Below are 16,636 nucleotides of genomic sequence, written 5' to 3' on the forward strand. Positions count from 1 at the left end.
CCGAACCCCACATGAACGACTATGCGCGGTACCGGACCGGCGCTCCGGTCGTCGACACCAAGGCCCCGCGCGGCCCGGTCGCCGAGCGGTGGGACACCCGTCGCTTCGAGGCCAAGCTGGTCAACCCGGCCAATCGCCGCAAGCACACCGTGATTGTCGTCGGCACGGCCTGGCCGGCGGCTCCGCAGGCGCCACCCTCGCCGAACAGGGCTACCACGTCGTGCAGTTCTGCTATCAGGACTCCCCGCGGCGGGCCCACTCCATCGCAGCGCAGGGCGGCATCAACGCCGCGAAGAACTACCGCAACGACGGCGACTCCGTCTACCGGCTGTTCTACGACACCGTCAAGGGCGGGGACTTCAGGTCCCGCGAGTCCAACGTCCACCGGCTCGCCCAGATCTCCGTCGAGATCATCGACCAGTGCGTCGCCCAGGGCGTGCCCTTCGCCCGGGAGTACGGCGGACTTCTCGACACCCGCTCCTTCGGCGGGGTGCAGGTCTCGCGCACCTTCTACGCCCGCGGCCAGACCGGCCAGCAGCTGCTGCTCGGCGCCTACCAGGCGCTGAGCCGGCAGATCGCGGCGGGCAACGTCGAGATGCACCCGCGCACCGAGATGCTCGACCTGATCGTCGTCGACGGCAAAGCCCGCGGCATCGTCGCCCGGGACCTGATCACCGGGAAGATCAGCAGCTACTTCGCGGACGCGGTGGTGCTGGCCAGCGGCGGTTACGGGAATGTCTTCTATCTGTCGACGAACGCCATGAACTCCAACGCGACCGCGGTCTGGCGGGCCCACCGGCGCGGTGCCTGGTTCGCCAACCCGTGCTTCACCCAGATCCACCCCACCTGCATCCCGCGTACCGGGGACCACCAGTCCAAGCTCACCCTGATGAGCGAGTCGCTGCGCAACGACGGCCGGATCTGGGTCCCGAAGGCGAAGGGCGACAACCGCCCGGCCAACCAGATCCCCGAGGGCGAGCGCGACTACTACCTGGAGCGCACCTACCCGTCCTACGGCAATCTGGTGCCCCGCGACATCGCGTCACGCGCCGCGAAGAATGTCTGCGACGAAGGCCGCGGAGTGGGACCGGGCGGGCAGGGTGTCTACCTGGACTTCGCCGACGCGATCGCCCGGATGGGCCGCAAGGCAGTCGAGGAGAAGTACGGCAACCTCTTCGACATGTACGCGCGCATCACCGCCGAGAACCCGTACGAGACGCCGATGCGCATCTACCCGGCCGTGCACTACACGATGGGCGGGCTCTGGGTCGACTACGACCTGCAGACCACCGTGCCCGGTCTGTTCGCGATCGGCGAGGCCAACTTCTCCGACCACGGGGCCAACCGGCTCGGGGCCTCGGCGCTGATGCAGGGCCTCGCCGACGGGTACTTCGTGCTGCCGTCCACCATCAACGACTACCTGGCCCGCAACCCGCACCACGACGAGGTCGACGCGGACCACCCGGCCGTCGTCTCCGCGATCGCGGAGACCGAGGACCGGCTCCATCTGCTGCTCTCCGTCGACGGGGACCGCACCGCAGACTCCTTCCACCGTGAGATCGGTGAACTGATGTGGGAGTTCTGCGGGATGTCCCGTACCGAGGAGGGGCTGCGCAAGGCCCTCGACCGGCTGCCGCAACTCCGCGAGGAGTTCTGGCGCCGGATCAAGGTGCCGGGCACCGGCAAGGAGTTCAACCAGTCGCTGGAGCGGGCCAACCGCGTCGTCGACTATCTGGAGCTCGCCGAGCTGACCTGCCTCGACGCCCTGCACCGGGCCGAGTCCTGCGGCGGCCACTTCCGGGAGGAGTCGCAGACACCCGAAGGCGAGGCCGAGCGCCGGGACGAGGAGTTCTCCTACGCCGCGGCCTGGGAGTTCAGCGGTACCGGAGAGGCACCCGTGCTGCACAAGGAAGACCTGGTCTTCGAGTACGTCCACCCCACTCAGCGGAGCTACGCATGAGGCTCACCCTGCGCGTCTGGCGCCAGCAGAACGCGACCACCGACGGCGCCATGACCACCTACCAAGTCGACGGCGTCTCGCCGGACATGTCGTTCCTGGAGATGCTCGACACCCTCAACGAGGAACTCACCGTCAAGGGCGACGAACCCGTCGCCTTCGACCACGACTGCCGCGAAGGCATCTGCGGCGCCTGCAGCCTCGTCATCAACGGTGACGCCCACGGCCCCGAGCGCACCACCACCTGCCAGCTCCACATGCGGGCCTTCCAGGACGGCGACACCATCGACGTCGAACCGTGGCGTGCTTCGGCCTTCCCGGTCGTCAAGGACCTGGTGGTCGACCGCTCGGCCTTCGACCGGATCATCCAGTCCGGCGGCTATGTCAGCGCCCCGACCGGCGCGGCTCCCGAAGCGCACGCCACGCCCGTGCCCAAGCCGGACGCCGACTTCGCCTTCGAACACGCCGAGTGCATCGGCTGCGGCGCCTGCGTGGCGGCCTGCCCCAACGGATCGGCGATGCTCTTCACCTCGGCGAAGGTCAACCATCTCAACGTGCTGCCGCAGGGCGCGCCGGAGCGGGAGACGCGGGTGCTGGACATGGTCGCGCAGATGGACGAGGAGGGCTTCGGCGGCTGCACCCTCACCGGCGAGTGCGCCACCGCCTGTCCCAAGGGAATCCCGCTGCCCTCGATCACCGCGATGAACAAGGAGTGGCTGCGCGCCACCCGCAAGGTCAGCCGCTGACGTCCGGCCACTGGAAGCGTCGCCCGGCGGCGATCAGCGCGAGGCAGCGATCCGCGCCAGCCGCCGGTACGAGTCGAGCAGGGCGGTGCGGTCGTACGTACTCGTGGTGACCAGGAACTCGTCGGCGCCACTGCGGTCGAGGAGCTTCTCCAGGCCGTCCGCGACCTCGTCCTCGGTGCCGTGCAGTTGTCCGCGCTGCGCCTCCTCGAAGAGGGCGCGCTCGCGTCCGGTCATCCGCAGGCCCGGGATCGTCTGGGCGGGGACGAGCGGCGGGAACTCGCCGTGCGTCCGGGAGTACGCGGTGGACCATGCCTCGGGCAGCAGGATCCGGCGGGCCTGTTCGGTGGTGGCCGCCACCGCCACCGTGCCGGAGAGCACGACGTACGGCTGCTCGCCCCAGGCGGACGGCCGGAAGGCGTCGCGGTAGCCGTCGACGGCGCGCAGCATCTCGTCCTCGCCGCGGACGGCGGCGATCACCAGGGGCAGTCCCGCCGCGGCCGCGACCTGCGCGCCCGCGCCCGTCGCCAGCACGAAAGCGGGGATATGCAGCCCTTCGGCCGGCCGGGCGTGTACGTGGGGATGTGCGGACTGCTCGCCGGAGAAGTAGCCGAGCAGTTCGGCCACCCGGGTGGCGAACTCCTCGGCGTCCTTCTTGCCGTGACCGAGAGCTCTGCGTATCCCGTCGGTGAACCCCACGGAACGGCCGAGACCCATGTCGATCCGGCCGGGGAAGAGCGACTCCAGCACGCCGAACTGTTCGGCCACCACCAGCGGCTGGTGATTGGGCAGCATCACCCCGCCGGTACCGACCCGGATCGTCGAGGTCGCTGCCGCCACGGCAGCGGCGAGGACCGTGGGAGCGGAGCCCGCGACGCCCGGCACACTGTGATGCTCCGAGACCCAGAACCGGTGGTATCCGAGAGCCTCGGCCTGCTGTGCGAAGCGCACGGTGTCACGCAGCGCCCCGGGACCGTCGTGCCCGGCGCGGACGCGCGAGCGGTCGAGTACGGAGAAGCGGGTGGCGGAGATGGCGGAACTCACACAGGGTTCAACGCATCGGCAGGTCCCGCATTCCCCGCTCCGGCCGTGGCCCGGCAGCCGGCCTCAATCGCCGTCCTCGAGCCGGAAACCGACCTTGAGGCCGACCTGGTAATGCTCGATCCGCCCCTCCACGATGTGGCCGCGGACCTGGGTGACCTCGAACCAGTCGAGCTCGCGCAGCGTCCGGGAAGCCCGGGTCACGCCGTTGCGGATGGCTTGGTCGATGCCCTCGTGTGAGCTGCCGACGATCTCCGTCACCCGGTAGGTGTTATCCGACATGGCGTCGCACTCCTTTCGCCCCGTCGCTCGACGGTGGATTACTCCACGGTGCCCCACCTGCCCGCGCTCCGCGAGACGTCGTGCCACGTCACAAGCCGCTTACGACAGGGCGGTTACCCCTTGACCGCGGCGATTGGTCTGTACCAAACTCCCCTCAATACCCGGTCAAGCCGTCTGAGCTTCCCCCACGTCGGGTCATGAACTGCCGTTTCCATACGCAGAGGTGACCTTCGTGAAATACCGCCATGTCGTGAAGGGCCGTTTCGGCCTCGTCTGCACGGCCCTGCTCTCGGTCATGTCGCTCACCTCCTGCGGTTCGCTGCCGGGCACCGGCGGCCATTCCAGGACCGTGCGGGTCTGGCTGATGAAGGGCAGCGCGTCCGACGAGTTCATCCAGCAGTTCACCAAGGACTTCGAGAGCAAGCACCGGGACACCCGCCTGGACATCCGGATCCAGGAGTGGGGCGGCATCGGCGCGAAGGTGAACGCCGCACTGAAGGACGGGCCGAAGACCACTGGGGGCCCCGACGTGATCGAGGTGGGCAACACCCAGGTCGCCATGTACGCGGACAGCGGGGCCCTGCGCGATCTCACCCTCGAATCGGTCCGGGACCTCGGCAGCAAGGACTGGCTTCCCGGGCTCGCCGACCCGGGAAGCATCAACGGCGCACAGTTCGGCATCCCCTGGTACGCGGCCAACCGGGTCGTCGTCTACAACAAGGATCTCTTCAGGAGCGCCGGGATCACCGAGCTGCCCCGGACCCGCAAAGAGTGGATCAAGGACACCGAGCAGCTGGACCAGGGCGATCAGCAGGGAATCTATCTGGCCGGCCAGGACTGGTACACCCTCTCCGGTTTCATCTGGGACGAGGGCGGCGAACTCGCCGTCGAGTCGGGCGGCCTGTTCACCGGCGCCCTGGACACCCCGGCGGCGCTCCGGGCCATGGACTTCTATCGGCGCCTGCAGGCACTCGGCGACGGCCCCAAGAACGCCGACGAGGCGCACCCCCAGCAGGCCGACGTCTTCGCGGGCGGCAACATCGCCCAGATCATCGCCGTGCCCGGCACCGCGCAGGCCATCGTGAAGAGCAATCCGGAACTCAAGGGCAAGCTCGGGTTCTTCCCCATCCCCGGGAAGACGGCCGGAAAGCCGGCCGCGGTGTTCACCGGCGGCTCCGACCTGATCATCCCGGAAAAGGCCGACGACGCCGACGCGGCGGTCGATGTCGTCGAAGCCCTGGCGGGCGAGAAGTGGGAAACCGAGCTGGCCAGGACCATGAGCTACGTCCCCAACAAGACCACCCTGGCCGGCGCCGTCAAGGGCGAGGAGGGCACCGCGGCGATGGCCGCGGGCGCCGCCCGCGGGCGGGCCACCCCGAACTCGCCGCAGTGGGCGGCGGTCGAGGCGGACAACCCGATCAAGCCGTACATGACGAAGGTGCTCAACGGCGAGGACCCCGGCACAGCCGCGAAGGCCGCGTCGAAACTGCTCACCGACGAGCTGGTGGAGCGCTGAGCGACAGCGCGAACCTCCCCTCGGTGTCGGTCCACCAGTGCCGGAGTTCCAGGCCGGCGGCGGACAGCTCGGACCGGACGCCGTCCTGCCGGAACTTCGCCGACACCTCGGTGCGCATCTCCTCACCGGCGTCGAAGTGCACCACGAGATCGAGCTCCGGGATCTTGACGGTGAGCGCCCTGTTGGCCCGCAGGCGCATCTCGATCCACTCGTTCTCGCTGTCCCAGACGGCGACATGGTCGAACGCGGCCGGATCGAAGTCGGCGCCGAGCTCGCGGTCGATGACGCTCAGCACGTTCTTGTTGAACGCGGCGGTGACACCGCTCCGGTCGTCATAGGCGGGCACCAGCACGGACTCGTCCTTGACCAGGTCGGTGCCGAGCAGCAGGGCGTCGCCGGGCTCCAGCCGTTCCCGCACGGCGCGCAGAAAGGCGGCACGCTCGGTGGGCAGCAGATTGCCGATCGTCCCGCCCAGGAAGACGACGAGCCGGGGGCCCGGGGTGCGGGGCAGTGTCAGCTCGCGGGTGAAGTCCGCGATCAGCGCGTGTACGGAGAGGGCCGGCCGCTCGGCGAGCAGCGCGTCGGCGGCAGCGCTCAGCGCGCTCCCGCTGACGTCCACCGGAACGTACGCCTCCATGCCGGGCAGCGCGTCGAGCAGGTGACGGGTCTTCTCGGAGGAGCCCGAACCCAGCTCGATCAGGGTGCGCGCGCCGGTGGCGGCCGCTATCTCGTCCGCGCGGGCGAGCAGGATCTCCCGTTCGGCGCGGGTCGGGTAGTACTCGGGCAGCGCCGTGATCTCCTCGAAGAGCTCGCTGCCCCGGGCGTCGTAGAACCACTTCGGCGGCAGCGTTTTCGGCGTACGGGACAGGCCGTGGAGCACATCGGCACGCAGTGCGGCATCGGTGGCATCCTCCGGCAGGGTGCGGGTCAGCTGAAAAGGGCTCACGCGGGGGGCTCCTTGAGAGGGGTGAGCAGGACGTCGGTGGGGGTCGCCTCCAGCAGGGTGCGGTCCGGGACCCGGTGCCAGCGTGGATCGTCGTCGTAGGGCTCGGAGGCCACCACCGTGCGGCGGCCCGGTTCAGCGAGATACCAGAGTGTGTCGCCCCAGGCCGTCGCGGTGATGCACGCGCCGTCCGTCAGCAGCAGGTTGAGCCGCGAGCCGGGCGCCGCGGCGGCGAGGTCGAGCACGGTGTCGGCCAGTGCCTGGCCCGCCCCGTCGCCCTCCCGCAGCCGGTGCAGCACCAGTGCCCAGACCAGCGCCGAATCGCAGCGCGACTCCATGGCGAGCAGTTCGACCACCGGGAGGGACGCGGCCTGCGACGCGGCGGTCACCGGCCAGCCGGTCAGCGCACCGTTGTGACTGAACAGCCAGCGGTCGGCGGCGAAGGGCGCGGCCGCGGCCTCACCGTCGGCTCCGGGCGCGGTGGCGTCCCGGACGGCGGCCAGCAACGCGCGGCTGCGCACCACCCGGGCCAGATCGGCGAACGACAGGTCGGCCCAGATGGGCCCGGCGCGCCGATAGCGGGCCGGGACCGGGTCGCCCTCGGCATACCAGCCGACGCCGAAACCGTCCGCGTTCACCGTTCCGTACCGCTGGTGGCGCGGCGCCCAGGACTGGCGCACCAGACCGTGCACGGGTTTCACGAGGACTTCGCCGAGCGGCTCCGCTTCACCGAGCGAGGCGATATGACGGCACATCAGGCATCCCTCGCGGTACGGAAGCCGGCGAAGATCTGGCGGCGGACCGGCAGGTCCCAGTTCCGGAACGTACCCCGGCAGGCCACTTCGTCCACCGAGAAGGCGCCGCCGCGCAGCACCTTGTGATCGGGGCCGAAGAACACTTCCGAGTATTCGCGGTAGGGAAAGGCCACAAAGCCCGGGTAGGGCAGGAAGTCGCTCGACGTCCACTCCCAGACGTCGCCGATCAGCTGTCGTACGCCGAGCGGCGACGCGCCGGCGGGATAGCTGCCGACGGGCGCCGGTCCCAGGTGCCGCTGGCCGAGATTGGCCCGCTCGGCTGTCGGCTCGGCGTCGCCCCAGGGGTAGCGACGGGAGGTGCCGGTCGCCGGATCGTGCCGGGCGGCCTTCTCCCACTCGGCCTCGGTCGGCAACCTGCGCCCCGCCCAGCGGGCATAGGCGTCTGCCTCGTACCAGCTCACGTGGAGCACCGGTTCGTCGGACGGTACGGGTTCGACGACCCCGAAACGGCGGCGCAGCCACTGACCGCCCTCCCGGCGCCAGAACAGCGGCGCTTCGAGCTCATGGCCGCGGACCAGATCCCAGCCCTGCTCCGTCCACCAGCGTGCGTCCCGGTAACCGCCGTCCTCGATGAAGTGCAGAAACGCGCCGTTGGTCACCGGCGCGGTGTCCATTCGGAAAGCCGGGACGAGGCGGCTGTGTGCGGGCCGCTCATTGTCGAGGGCCCACGGCTCGGTGGACGTGCCCATGGTGAACGGGCCGGCCGGGACGAGAACCTCGTCCGGGAGTCCGGTGGCGTCCGCCGGAGGCGGCGCCGGAGCGGTGAGCGCGGCGGGGCCGGTGCGCAACTGGTGGGTGATCAGCATGGTTTCGTCGTGCTGCTGTTCGTGCTGGGCGATCATCCCGAAGGCGAACCCGGCCTCGACCAGTGGCCGCCCCTGCAACGGGGTGCTTTCCAGGACGTCGAGAACCCTGCCGCGTACCTCGGTGGCATAGCTGCGGGCTTCGGCGGGGGCGAGCAGCGGCAGCGTGGGGCGGATCGCCCGGGGGTGCTCGAACGCGTCGTAGATCGAGTCGATCTCCGGGCGTATCGCCTCCCGGCCGGCGACCGCGCGCAGCAGCCACTGCTCCTCCTGGTTGGAGATGTGCGCCAGGTCCCAGACCAGGGGGGACATCAGCGGCGAGTGCTGCGCTGTCAGGTCACGGTCGTCGACGCATTCGGTCAGGGCGGTGGTGCGGCTGCGTGCGCCGGTGAGCGCCTTGAGCGCGCTCTGCCGCAGCGCCGTGGAGTCGTCGGTCATGGCCGGATGTCCTTCCGGTGGTCGAGCCGCTGAACAGGAGAGAGATCGGGGCCGAGCCCCGCATCGAGCACATCGTCGGCGGGGCAGCGGCCCCGATCGACGTAGCGGGACGTGAACGCGGCGACCGCGTTCTGCACCGCCGTGGATGCGCCCATCCGGGGGAGCGCGTCCAGTGCCGCGTCGAAGCAGACCGCGGCAACGGCGCGCAGCTCCGGATCGGCGAGGCCGGACCGGGCGGCGTTCGTCCACAGCGGATTGCGTGGCGCCCGGCAGGGGCCGGCGATCTCGGCGAGGGGTTTGACGGCCCGGTACACGGTCTCGGCCGCCGCCGGGTCGTCGAAGAGCGCGGTGGTCACTGCCAGCGGCACGATCCAGCCGTCCTCGCCGGACTGGGCGTCGATCATGCGCAGTTCGAGATGTCCGCGCGGCCGGACCGGTGGGAAGAGGGTGCTCATGTGGTAGTCGAGATCCTCGCGGGTCGGTGGTCTCGGCAGGCCGGTGCGCACCCAGGTGCGGAACGTCAGGTCCTCCGGCGTCGTCCAGGGGCCCTTGTCGTCACGGATGCACATCACCGGCGCGTCCAGCACATGCGCGGCCCAGGCCTCCCGGGGCTCCGCGCCGGGGGCCGGGGCCAGCGAACGGACCGGATCGAGATCGGCCCACTGGGACTGCCGGGTGGACAGCCAACCGGTGCGGCGCCGCTGCCGGAGCGGCGAATTGGCGAAGGCCGCCACCAGGACCGCGCCCAGCAGATGTGCCAGCTGCCAGCGTCTCCCGTAGCCGAGCGGACCCGGCTCCTCGTTCCCGGCGTCCAGGCAGACCTGGATCGACGCGGACCCGCACATCATGGCGCGGCCCGCGGCCCCGTTCCGGTCCAGACAGGCTTCCATCGCGTCATAGCGAGGTTCATGCAGCAGCCGGCGAGGGGCGTGCCAGGGGTCCTGGCCGAGTCCGGTGAGTATCAGGCCCTGACCGCGCAGGACACTGCGTACGGCGTCCAGATCCGCGGAGACGGACCCGATGCATTCGGTGAGGGACGTGGCGGGAAGCGAGCTGAGCTCCAGCTGGCCGCCGGGTTCGAAGGTGAGCGCGGCGGCGAGCGGCAGGGCGCGCACCGCGGCATGGGCTTGTGCGATCCGGGCTTCGGACAGCGGAAGCCGGGGATCGCGCAGATCGTGGACGAGCCATTCGAGCTCGACACCTATACGTCGCGGTGGGCCCGTTTTGAAGCAGATACATCGGAGCAGGTCCTCCGCGTCCACTTCGCTGAGCTGGGGTAGGGACATGATCGGCTCCTCGGTTTTGAAGATACCGGCAAGCCTCCTCCGGTGCCTTCCGAAGGACGCTCCGTCCTACCTAAGCCACTGCCGGCGGTCCGCACAAGTGGGCCACGGACGGACCCGATCGCCGTTGCACGGACGTTCATTTCGTGCTCACCGTGGCCGGACCGCCTGGCCGAACCGCCTGGGCCGAACCTCCTGGCCGGCCGCGCGCCTGCTCAGCTCCAGCCGTACCGTTCCTTCAAACGCCGCACGACCGCGTCGAACCGCGGCCGGTCCAGAGCGCACGCTTCCCGCCGCATGCCGTCCTCGTGGACCCGCAGCACCCGGTCGAGATCCACCCAGGAGTCGCGGCCTTCCCGGTCCCACGGGCCGGCGCCGATGGCCAGCCACTCGCGGTCCCGGTCATGGCGCTTGCTGGAGAGCCGCACGGCCAGCAGGGTGCCGGCCGCCTCGCGGGCCACCACCAGCACCGGACGGTCCTTTCCGCGGCCGTCGTTCTCCTCGTACGGCACCCAGGTCCAGACGATTTCGCCGGGGTCCGGATCGCCGTCGCGGTCCGGCGCGTAGGAGGTGCGCACCGGACCGATGGCCCGGGGTTCCGCCTCCGTCGTGGCGTGCGGGCCGGTGCTGCCCGGCAGGTCTGCGTGTGCATCGCGACAGGTCGTCATCCGGGTCACGTTAGAGCCTGGACGGAGCATCCCGCGGGGCGGGTCCCGGGTTCCGGCCGCAGGCTCGCTCCATGGTCATTTCGCAACCATGCCGCCCGGGCCGTCGTTCACTGGCCGCGCTCGTCTGTGTGCTGCTGGCAGCACTTCCCGCCATTTTGGCGTTCTCCGCGCCGTCGGATCCGCCCCCGGCAGGCTCCTCCCGCGGCGCAGCGGCGCCGCGGACCGCCTCGGCCTGGCTGCCGTACTGGGACGTGGAGGCCGCGTACCAGGACGCGCTGAGCCATGCGGGTCAACTGCACACCGTCAGCCCCTTCTGGTACAAGATCGCCTCGGCCGGCCGGCTCGAAGGACACCCCGGCGCGGGCGACGCCCGGATCGTCGAAGGGCTGCACCGGGCCGGCATCGACGTGGTGCCCACCGTCATGGACATGGACACCATGGAGCCCGGCCGGCTCGCGAAGATCCTCACCACCCCCACTGATCGTGCCGCGCAGGTCAACGCCCTGGTCGCGCTCGCCGACAGCCACGGTTACGACGGCGTCGACATCGACTACGAGACGATCACCACGACGCCCACGGCCACCTACGAAAAGGTGCGGTCCGCCTACGCCGCCTTCGTCACCGACCTCTGCGCCGCACTCCACGGCCGGCACAAACAGTGCGTCGTGACCGTCTCCGCCCAGACCGCGGGCACCGGGCGGATCTGGGACTACGCCGCGATCGGCCGCGCCGCCGACCGTATGCGGATCATGGCGTACGACCTGCACTGGGCGAGCGGCGAGCCCGGACCGGTGGCCTCCACCGACTGGTACGACGAGATCCTGCGGCGGGCGACCGCGCTGGTGGCGCCGGCGAAGATCGAGATGGCGCTGCCCGCCTACGGCTGGGACTGGCGGGCGGACGGCGAGGGCAGCGCGCGCAACGTCACCTGGAAGCAGGCTGAGGAGCTGCGCCGCAAGGAAGGCGTCTCCTATCAGTTCGACACGGTGTCCGGCACCCCGCACTTCACCTACCGGGACGGCAAGGTGCCCAGAACCGTCTGGTACCAGGACGCCCGCGGTGTCGCTGTGCATCTGGGGGTGCTGCGGAAGTACGGAGTGCGCAACACCTCGCTGTGGGCGCTCGGATTCGAGGACCCGGGACTTTGGCAGGTACTCGCGAACGGCTGACCGCCCGGGCCCGTTGACATGGGAGGGCACGGAGCAGAGACTCAGGCGTAGCCAACCATGAACAAAAGTTCATCAGGCGAACGTCACCGGGCGGACGCAGGGTGGGCGTGGGAGAGATCCGATGAGCATCCGCGACGTGTACATCGTCGACGCAGTCCGCACGCCGATCGGGAAGTTCGGAGGCGCGCTCTCCTCCGTACGCCCGGACGACCTCGCGGCCCATGTGGTCCGGGCGCTCGTGGACCGCGCACCGGACCTCGACCCGGGGCGCATCGACGACGTGTACTTCGGTGACGCCAACGGGGCCGGCGAGGACAACCGCGATGTGGCCCGGATGGCCGTGCTGCTCGCCGGGCTGCCCGCGACCGTGCCCGGCGTCACTGTCAACCGGCTCTGCGGCTCCGGACTGGAAGCCGTCATCCAGGCGGCCCGCGCCATCGCCCTGGGGGACGCCTCGGTCGCCGTCGCCGGCGGTGTCGAGTCGATGTCCCGCGCCCCCTGGGTGATGCAGAAGCCCGAACGCGCCTTCCCCGCAGGGCATCAGCAGCTGCACTCGACGACGCTCGGCTGGCGCATGACCAATCCCCGGATGCCCGAGGAGTGGACCGTCGCTCTCGGGGAGGGCGCGGAGCTCATCGCCGACAAACATGCCATCACCCGTGAACAGCAGGACGCGTTCGCGCTGAGCAGCCACGGCAAGGCGGCGGCGGCCTGGGACGCGGGCCTGTACGACGGGGAGGTCGTGCCGTACGACGGCGCGGGTCTGCTGCGCGACGAGTGCATCCGCCCCGGCTCCAGCATGGAGACGCTCGCCAAGCTCAAGCCGGCCTTCCGCGCGGGCGGCACCGTCACGGCCGGAAACGCCTCACCGCTCAACGACGGCGCCGCGGCTCTGCTGCTCGTCGACGAAGCGGGGCTGCGGGCAACCGGCCGGGAACCGCTCGCCCGGATCCGGACCTCGGCGGTGACCGGAATCGAGCCGCAGCTCTTCGGACTCGGCCCCGTCGAGGCGGTCCGGCAGGCGCTCTCCAGAGCGGGCAGGAGCTTAGCCGACCTCACCACCTTCGAGCTGAACGAGGCCTTCGCCGCACAGTCACTCGGCTGCCTCGCCGAGTGGCCTGAACTCGACCCCGCGCTCGTCAACCCCCGCGGCGGCGCCATCGCGATCGGGCACCCGCTGGGGGCCTCCGGAGCGCGTCTGGCCGGCTCGGTGGCCCATCAGCTCGCCGCCGCCGGCTCGGGCACCGGGCTCGCCGCGCTGTGCATCGGGGTCGGGCAGGGGCTCGCGCTGGTACTCGAACGCTGAGACCGCGGGGAGAGACCCTTTCCGGCAGGCCACGGCGACCGGATGACTACGATGCCGTACGCGGCGCCCGTGTGTGAACGACCGTCCTCAACACCCCACCAGACCACCCCCGTTGATCCCTGAGCCGCTGGAGATGCGTCATGCCTCTGCTCGATCCCAAGACCTGGCAGGCCCGGAAGCTCGGCGGCGGTGAGTCTCCGGTCACCGAGCCCGCCACCGGCGAGACGCTCGCGACGGTCACCCTCGCCACCGCCGAGGACATCGCCGTCGCGGCCGAGGCGGCGAGGACGGCCCAAAGCTCCTGGGCCCGTACGCCGCACTTCCTGCGCGCCGCCGTGCTGCGCAAGGCGGGCGACCTCTTCTCCGCGCACGCCGACGAACTCACCGAATGGCTGGTCCGCGAATCCGGCTCCGTACCGGGCAAGGCCGCCTTCGAACTGCACGTCGCGGCGCAGGAGTGCTACGAAGCGGCCGCGCTCGCCTCCCGCCCCACCGGACAGGTCCTGCCCAGCGAGGAACCGCGGCTCTCGTACACCCGTCGGGTACCGGTCGGTGTCGTGGGCGTCATCGCCCCCTTCAACGCCCCGCTGATCCTCTCCATCCGCTCCGTCGCCCCGGCCCTGGCCATCGGCAACGCCGTGCTGCTCAAGCCGGACCCGCGTACCGCGGTCTGCGGGGGGATCTCCCTCGGTGCGGTCTTCGCCGAAGCGGGGCTGCCGGACGAACTGCTGCACGTCCTGCCGGGCGGCGCGGAGACCGGACAGGCGCTGGTCGACGACCCGCGCGTGCCGGTCATCTCCTTCACCGGTTCCACCGCCGCAGGCCGTGCGGTGGGTGAGGCGGCAGGGCGCAGGCTCAAGCGGGCCCATCTGGAACTCGGCGGCAACTCGGCTCTGATCGTCCTGGAGGACGCGGACGTCGAAGCGGCCGTCGCACAGGCCTCCTGGGGGTCCTTCTTCCATCAGGGCCAGATCTGCATGACCACCGGGCGCCATCTCGTCCACGCGTCGCTCTACGCGGAGTACGTCGAACGGCTCGCCGCCAAGGCGGACTCGCTGGCCGTCGGCGACCCGTACCGTGCGCAGGTCCACCTGGGGCCGATCATCGACGCGGCCCAGCTCGCCAAGATCCACGGACTGGTGGAGGCCAGCACGGCCGGTGGTGCGAAGCTCGCCGCGGGCGGGTCGCACCAGGACCTGTTCTACCGGCCCACCGTGCTCGCGGACGCCGAGGACCGCACCCCCGCCTACCAGGAGGAGGTCTTCGGGCCCGTCGCGCCCGTGCGGCCCTTCGCCACCCTCGACGAGGCCGCAGGTCTGGCCGCCACCGGCCCGTACGGTCTCTCGCTCGGCATCGTCACCCGGGACACCGCGCTGGGCCTGGACCTCGCGGACCGCATCCCCACCGGCATCACGCATATCAACGACCAGACGGTCAACGACGAGGCGGTGGCACCCTTCGGCGGGGTGGCGGCATCGGGAACCGGCGCACGCTTCGGTGGTGAGGCCAATCTGGCGGCATTCACCGAACTGCGCTGGACCACGGTCCGCAGGGAACCGGCCGGCCATCCCTTCTAGTCCGGCCGGTTCCGGAGGCCGTGTGCGCCGATCAGGCCGGCGCTACGCGTTCTTCGCTTCCTCGACGGACTTGCGGACCTCGTCCATGTCCAGCGCGCGCGCCTGCCCGATGACGTCCTCCAGGGCGGATTCCGGCAGGGCGCCCGGCTGGGCGAAGACCGCGACGTTGTCCCGCACGATCATCAGCGTGGGAATGGATTTGATCTCGAAGGCGGCGGCCAGCTCCTGCTGGGCCTCCGTGTCGACCTTGGCGAAGACCAGATCGGCATGACGCTCCGCGGCGCTCTCGTAGACCGGGGCGAACTGCCGACACGGACCGCACCAAGAAGCCCAGAAGTCGATGAGGACGAAGTCGTTGTCGGTCACGACATCGTCGAAGTTTTCCTTGGTGAGTTCGACCGTGCTCATGCGGGGTCCGCCTTTCCTGGCTGCTTGGGGCGTCGCCCCCGACAACCGTGCTCTTCCATGTCGTATTCCGACTGCCCATGTGGCCACCGGGCACACCCCGGATCAGACTGTCCCCATGACAGATCCCAGGGGAAGTACGGCGTACGACGTTGTGGTGCTCGGAGCCGGCCCGGTGGGCGAGAACGTCGCCGACCGGGCCAGGGCCGCAGGGTTGAGCGCGGCGGTGGTCGAGAGCGAACTGGTCGGCGGCGAGTGCTCGTACTGGGCCTGCATGCCCAGCAAGGCGCTGCTGCGCCCGGTGACGGCACGCGCCGACACGCGCAGGGTGCCGGGAGTGCGGCCAGCGGTGCAGGGCTCCCTCGACACCGCGGCCGTTCTCGCCCGTCGCGACACGTTCACCTCCCACTGGAAGGACGACGGCCAGGTCGGCTGGCTGGACGGCATCGGCGTGGACCTCTACCGCGGGCACGGCCGGCTCTCCGGCCGCAAGACGGTGACCGTGGCCGGTCAGGACGGCGAACGGGTACTGACCGCCCGGCACGCCGTGGCCGTGTGCACCGGCAGCCGGGCGGTAGTGCCGGACACTCCGGGACTGGCCGAGGCCCGGCCCTGGACCAGCCGGGAGGCGACCAGCGCCCAGGCGGCCCCGGGACGTCTGCTGATCATCGGTGGCGGCGTGGTCGGCGTCGAGATGGCGACCGCCTGGCAGGCACTCGGCTCACAGGTCACCCTGCTGGTGCGCGGCGGGGGACTGCTGCCGAGGATGGAGCCGTTCGCCGGTGACCTCGTCGCGGCGGCGCTCACCGAGGCCGGCGCAGATGTCCGTACCGGGGCTTCCGTCGCCTCGGTGGAACGCGGCGACGGACCGGCGACGGTGGTGCTGGAGAGCGGCGAGCAGATCGAGGCCGACGAGATCCTGGTCGCCACCGGCCGGGCTCCGCGCACCGACGACATCGGCCTGGAATCGGTGGGACTGCCCCCCGGAGCCTGGCTGACCGTGGACGACAGCTGCCGGGTCGAGGGCGTCGACTGGCTCTATGCCGTGGGCGATGTCAACCACCGGGCGCTCCTCACCCACCAGGGCAAGTACCAGGCCAGAATCGCCGGCGCGGCGATCACCGCCAGAGCCCAGGGCGTACCGCTCCTCGAGACGGACCGCTGGGGAGCGCACTGCGCCACCGCCGACCACGCCGCGGTGTCCCAGGTGGTCTTCACCGACCCGGAGGCGGCATCGGCCGGTCTCACGCTCGCCGAAGCCGAGCGGGCGGGCCACCGGGTCACGGCCGTGGACTACGACATGTCCGGTGTCGCGGGCGCCGGGCTGTACGCGGACGGGTACCGCGGTCACGCCCGGATGATCGTCGATGTGGACCGGGAGGTACTGCTGGGTGCCACGTTCGTCGGCCCGGGCGTGAGCGAACTGCTGCACTCGGCGACGGTGGCGGTCGCCGGGGAGGTGCCCATCGACCGGCTGTGGCACGCCGTACCCGCATATCCGACGATCAGCGAAGTCTGGCTGCGGCTGCTGGAGACCTACCGGGGTTGACCGGCGCTCGACCGCCGGCCCCGTGCGGCACGCCACCGCCGGATTCGCGGGGCGTCGCACTGCGCATGCGGGCGTCGCGGGGGGACCATGGAAGGCGACAGCCAGGGCTGTTCCGAACGCAGTGACCGGCGGCAGTGACGG

General features: G+C 70.8%; 14 protein-coding genes and 1 pseudogene. 7 read left to right on the top strand and 8 right to left on the bottom strand.

Translation table 11 applies throughout. The features are described from left to right. Nucleotides 1-11 precede the first annotated feature (11 nt). Nucleotides 12-1,960: pseudogene (locus AB0436_RS06515) on the top strand (fumarate reductase/succinate dehydrogenase flavoprotein subunit). Next, nucleotides 1,957-2,703 carry a succinate dehydrogenase/fumarate reductase iron-sulfur subunit gene (locus AB0436_RS06520; protein ID WP_366466580.1) on the top strand — a complete coding sequence of 249 codons (747 nt, stop codon included), beginning with the start codon at nt 1,957-1,959 and terminating at the stop codon, nt 2,701-2,703. Before AB0436_RS06515 ends, AB0436_RS06520 begins: the two are co-directional and overlap by 4 nt. A gap of 33 nt (nt 2,704-2,736) precedes the next feature. On the opposite strand, the gene AB0436_RS06525 is transcribed toward AB0436_RS06520, so the two are convergent. Further along, entirely contained in the window at nt 2,737-3,744 is a 1,008-nt protein-coding gene (locus AB0436_RS06525) for an MsnO8 family LLM class oxidoreductase (protein ID WP_366466581.1), read from the bottom strand. A 63-nt stretch (nt 3,745-3,807) separates the two neighbouring features. Next, on the bottom strand, nt 3,808-4,023 hold the full coding sequence (locus tag AB0436_RS06530; protein ID WP_366466582.1) for a dodecin: 216 nt from the start codon (nt 4,021-4,023) through the stop codon (nt 3,808-3,810). A gap of 295 nt (nt 4,024-4,318) precedes the next feature. Here AB0436_RS06530 and AB0436_RS06535 point away from each other — a divergent pair, with 295 nt between their 5' ends. After that, entirely contained in the window at nt 4,319-5,539 is a 1,221-nt protein-coding gene (locus AB0436_RS06535) for an extracellular solute-binding protein (RefSeq protein ID WP_366466890.1), read from the top strand. Here the strand turns inward: AB0436_RS06535 and egtD are convergent. The 5 genes from egtD to AB0436_RS06560 form a co-directional block, all read right to left on the bottom strand. Next, nucleotides 5,514-6,485: an L-histidine N(alpha)-methyltransferase gene (gene egtD / locus AB0436_RS06540; protein ID WP_366466583.1), complete on the bottom strand. Its 972-nt coding sequence runs from the start codon at nt 6,483-6,485 to the stop codon at nt 5,514-5,516. The genes AB0436_RS06535 and egtD overlap by 26 nt on opposite strands. After that, on the bottom strand, nt 6,482-7,237 hold the full coding sequence (gene egtC, locus AB0436_RS06545) for an ergothioneine biosynthesis protein EgtC (RefSeq protein ID WP_366466584.1): 756 nt from the start codon (nt 7,235-7,237) through the stop codon (nt 6,482-6,484). Before egtC ends, egtD begins: the two co-directional genes overlap by 4 nt. Continuing rightward, nucleotides 7,237-8,538 carry an ergothioneine biosynthesis protein EgtB gene (egtB, locus tag AB0436_RS06550; protein ID WP_366466585.1) on the bottom strand — a complete coding sequence of 434 codons (1,302 nt, stop codon included), beginning with the start codon at nt 8,536-8,538 and terminating at the stop codon, nt 7,237-7,239. The genes egtC and egtB overlap by 1 nt, the downstream gene beginning before the upstream one ends. After that, nucleotides 8,535-9,824, bottom strand: coding sequence for an ergothioneine biosynthesis glutamate--cysteine ligase EgtA (egtA, locus tag AB0436_RS06555; protein ID WP_366466586.1), 1,290 nt, complete (start codon nt 9,822-9,824; stop codon nt 8,535-8,537). Before egtA ends, egtB begins: the two co-directional genes overlap by 4 nt. Nucleotides 9,825-10,036: 212 nt before the next feature. Next, nucleotides 10,037-10,489, bottom strand: coding sequence for a type II toxin-antitoxin system PemK/MazF family toxin (locus AB0436_RS06560; RefSeq protein WP_366466587.1), 453 nt, complete (start codon nt 10,487-10,489; stop codon nt 10,037-10,039). A gap of 71 nt (nt 10,490-10,560) precedes the next feature. Between AB0436_RS06560 and AB0436_RS06565 the strand changes: the two genes are divergently transcribed. The 3 genes from AB0436_RS06565 to AB0436_RS06575 all read left to right on the top strand — a co-directional run bounded on the left by AB0436_RS06565 (nt 10,561) and on the right by AB0436_RS06575 (nt 14,541). Beyond that, complete coding sequence (locus AB0436_RS06565; RefSeq protein ID WP_366466588.1) at nt 10,561-11,658, top strand: glycosyl hydrolase family 18 protein; 1,098 nt, start codon at nt 10,561-10,563, stop codon at nt 11,656-11,658. Nucleotides 11,659-11,779: 121 nt separating this feature from the next. Continuing rightward, complete coding sequence (locus tag AB0436_RS06570; protein WP_366466589.1) at nt 11,780-12,964, top strand: thiolase family protein; 1,185 nt, start codon at nt 11,780-11,782, stop codon at nt 12,962-12,964. Nucleotides 12,965-13,104: 140 nt separating this feature from the next. Next, nucleotides 13,105-14,541, top strand: a complete 1,437-nt coding sequence (locus tag AB0436_RS06575) for an aldehyde dehydrogenase family protein (protein WP_366466590.1) — start codon at nt 13,105-13,107, stop codon at nt 14,539-14,541. A 42-nt stretch (nt 14,542-14,583) separates the two neighbouring features. Here AB0436_RS06575 and trxA read toward each other — a convergent pair whose 3' ends face one another. Beyond that, nucleotides 14,584-14,949, bottom strand: coding sequence for a thioredoxin (gene trxA / locus AB0436_RS06580; protein WP_366466591.1), 366 nt, complete (start codon nt 14,947-14,949; stop codon nt 14,584-14,586). Between the two features lie 115 nt (nt 14,950-15,064). Here trxA and AB0436_RS06585 point away from each other — a divergent pair, with 115 nt between their 5' ends. Then, nucleotides 15,065-16,495, top strand: coding sequence for an NAD(P)/FAD-dependent oxidoreductase (locus tag AB0436_RS06585; protein WP_366466592.1), 1,431 nt, complete (start codon nt 15,065-15,067; stop codon nt 16,493-16,495). Nucleotides 16,496-16,636: the final 141 nt, after the last annotated feature.

Origin of the sequence: Streptomyces sp. NPDC051322 (assembly GCF_040689485.1) — a bacterium.
Taxonomy (GTDB): Bacteria; Actinomycetota; Actinomycetes; order Streptomycetales; family Streptomycetaceae; genus Streptomyces.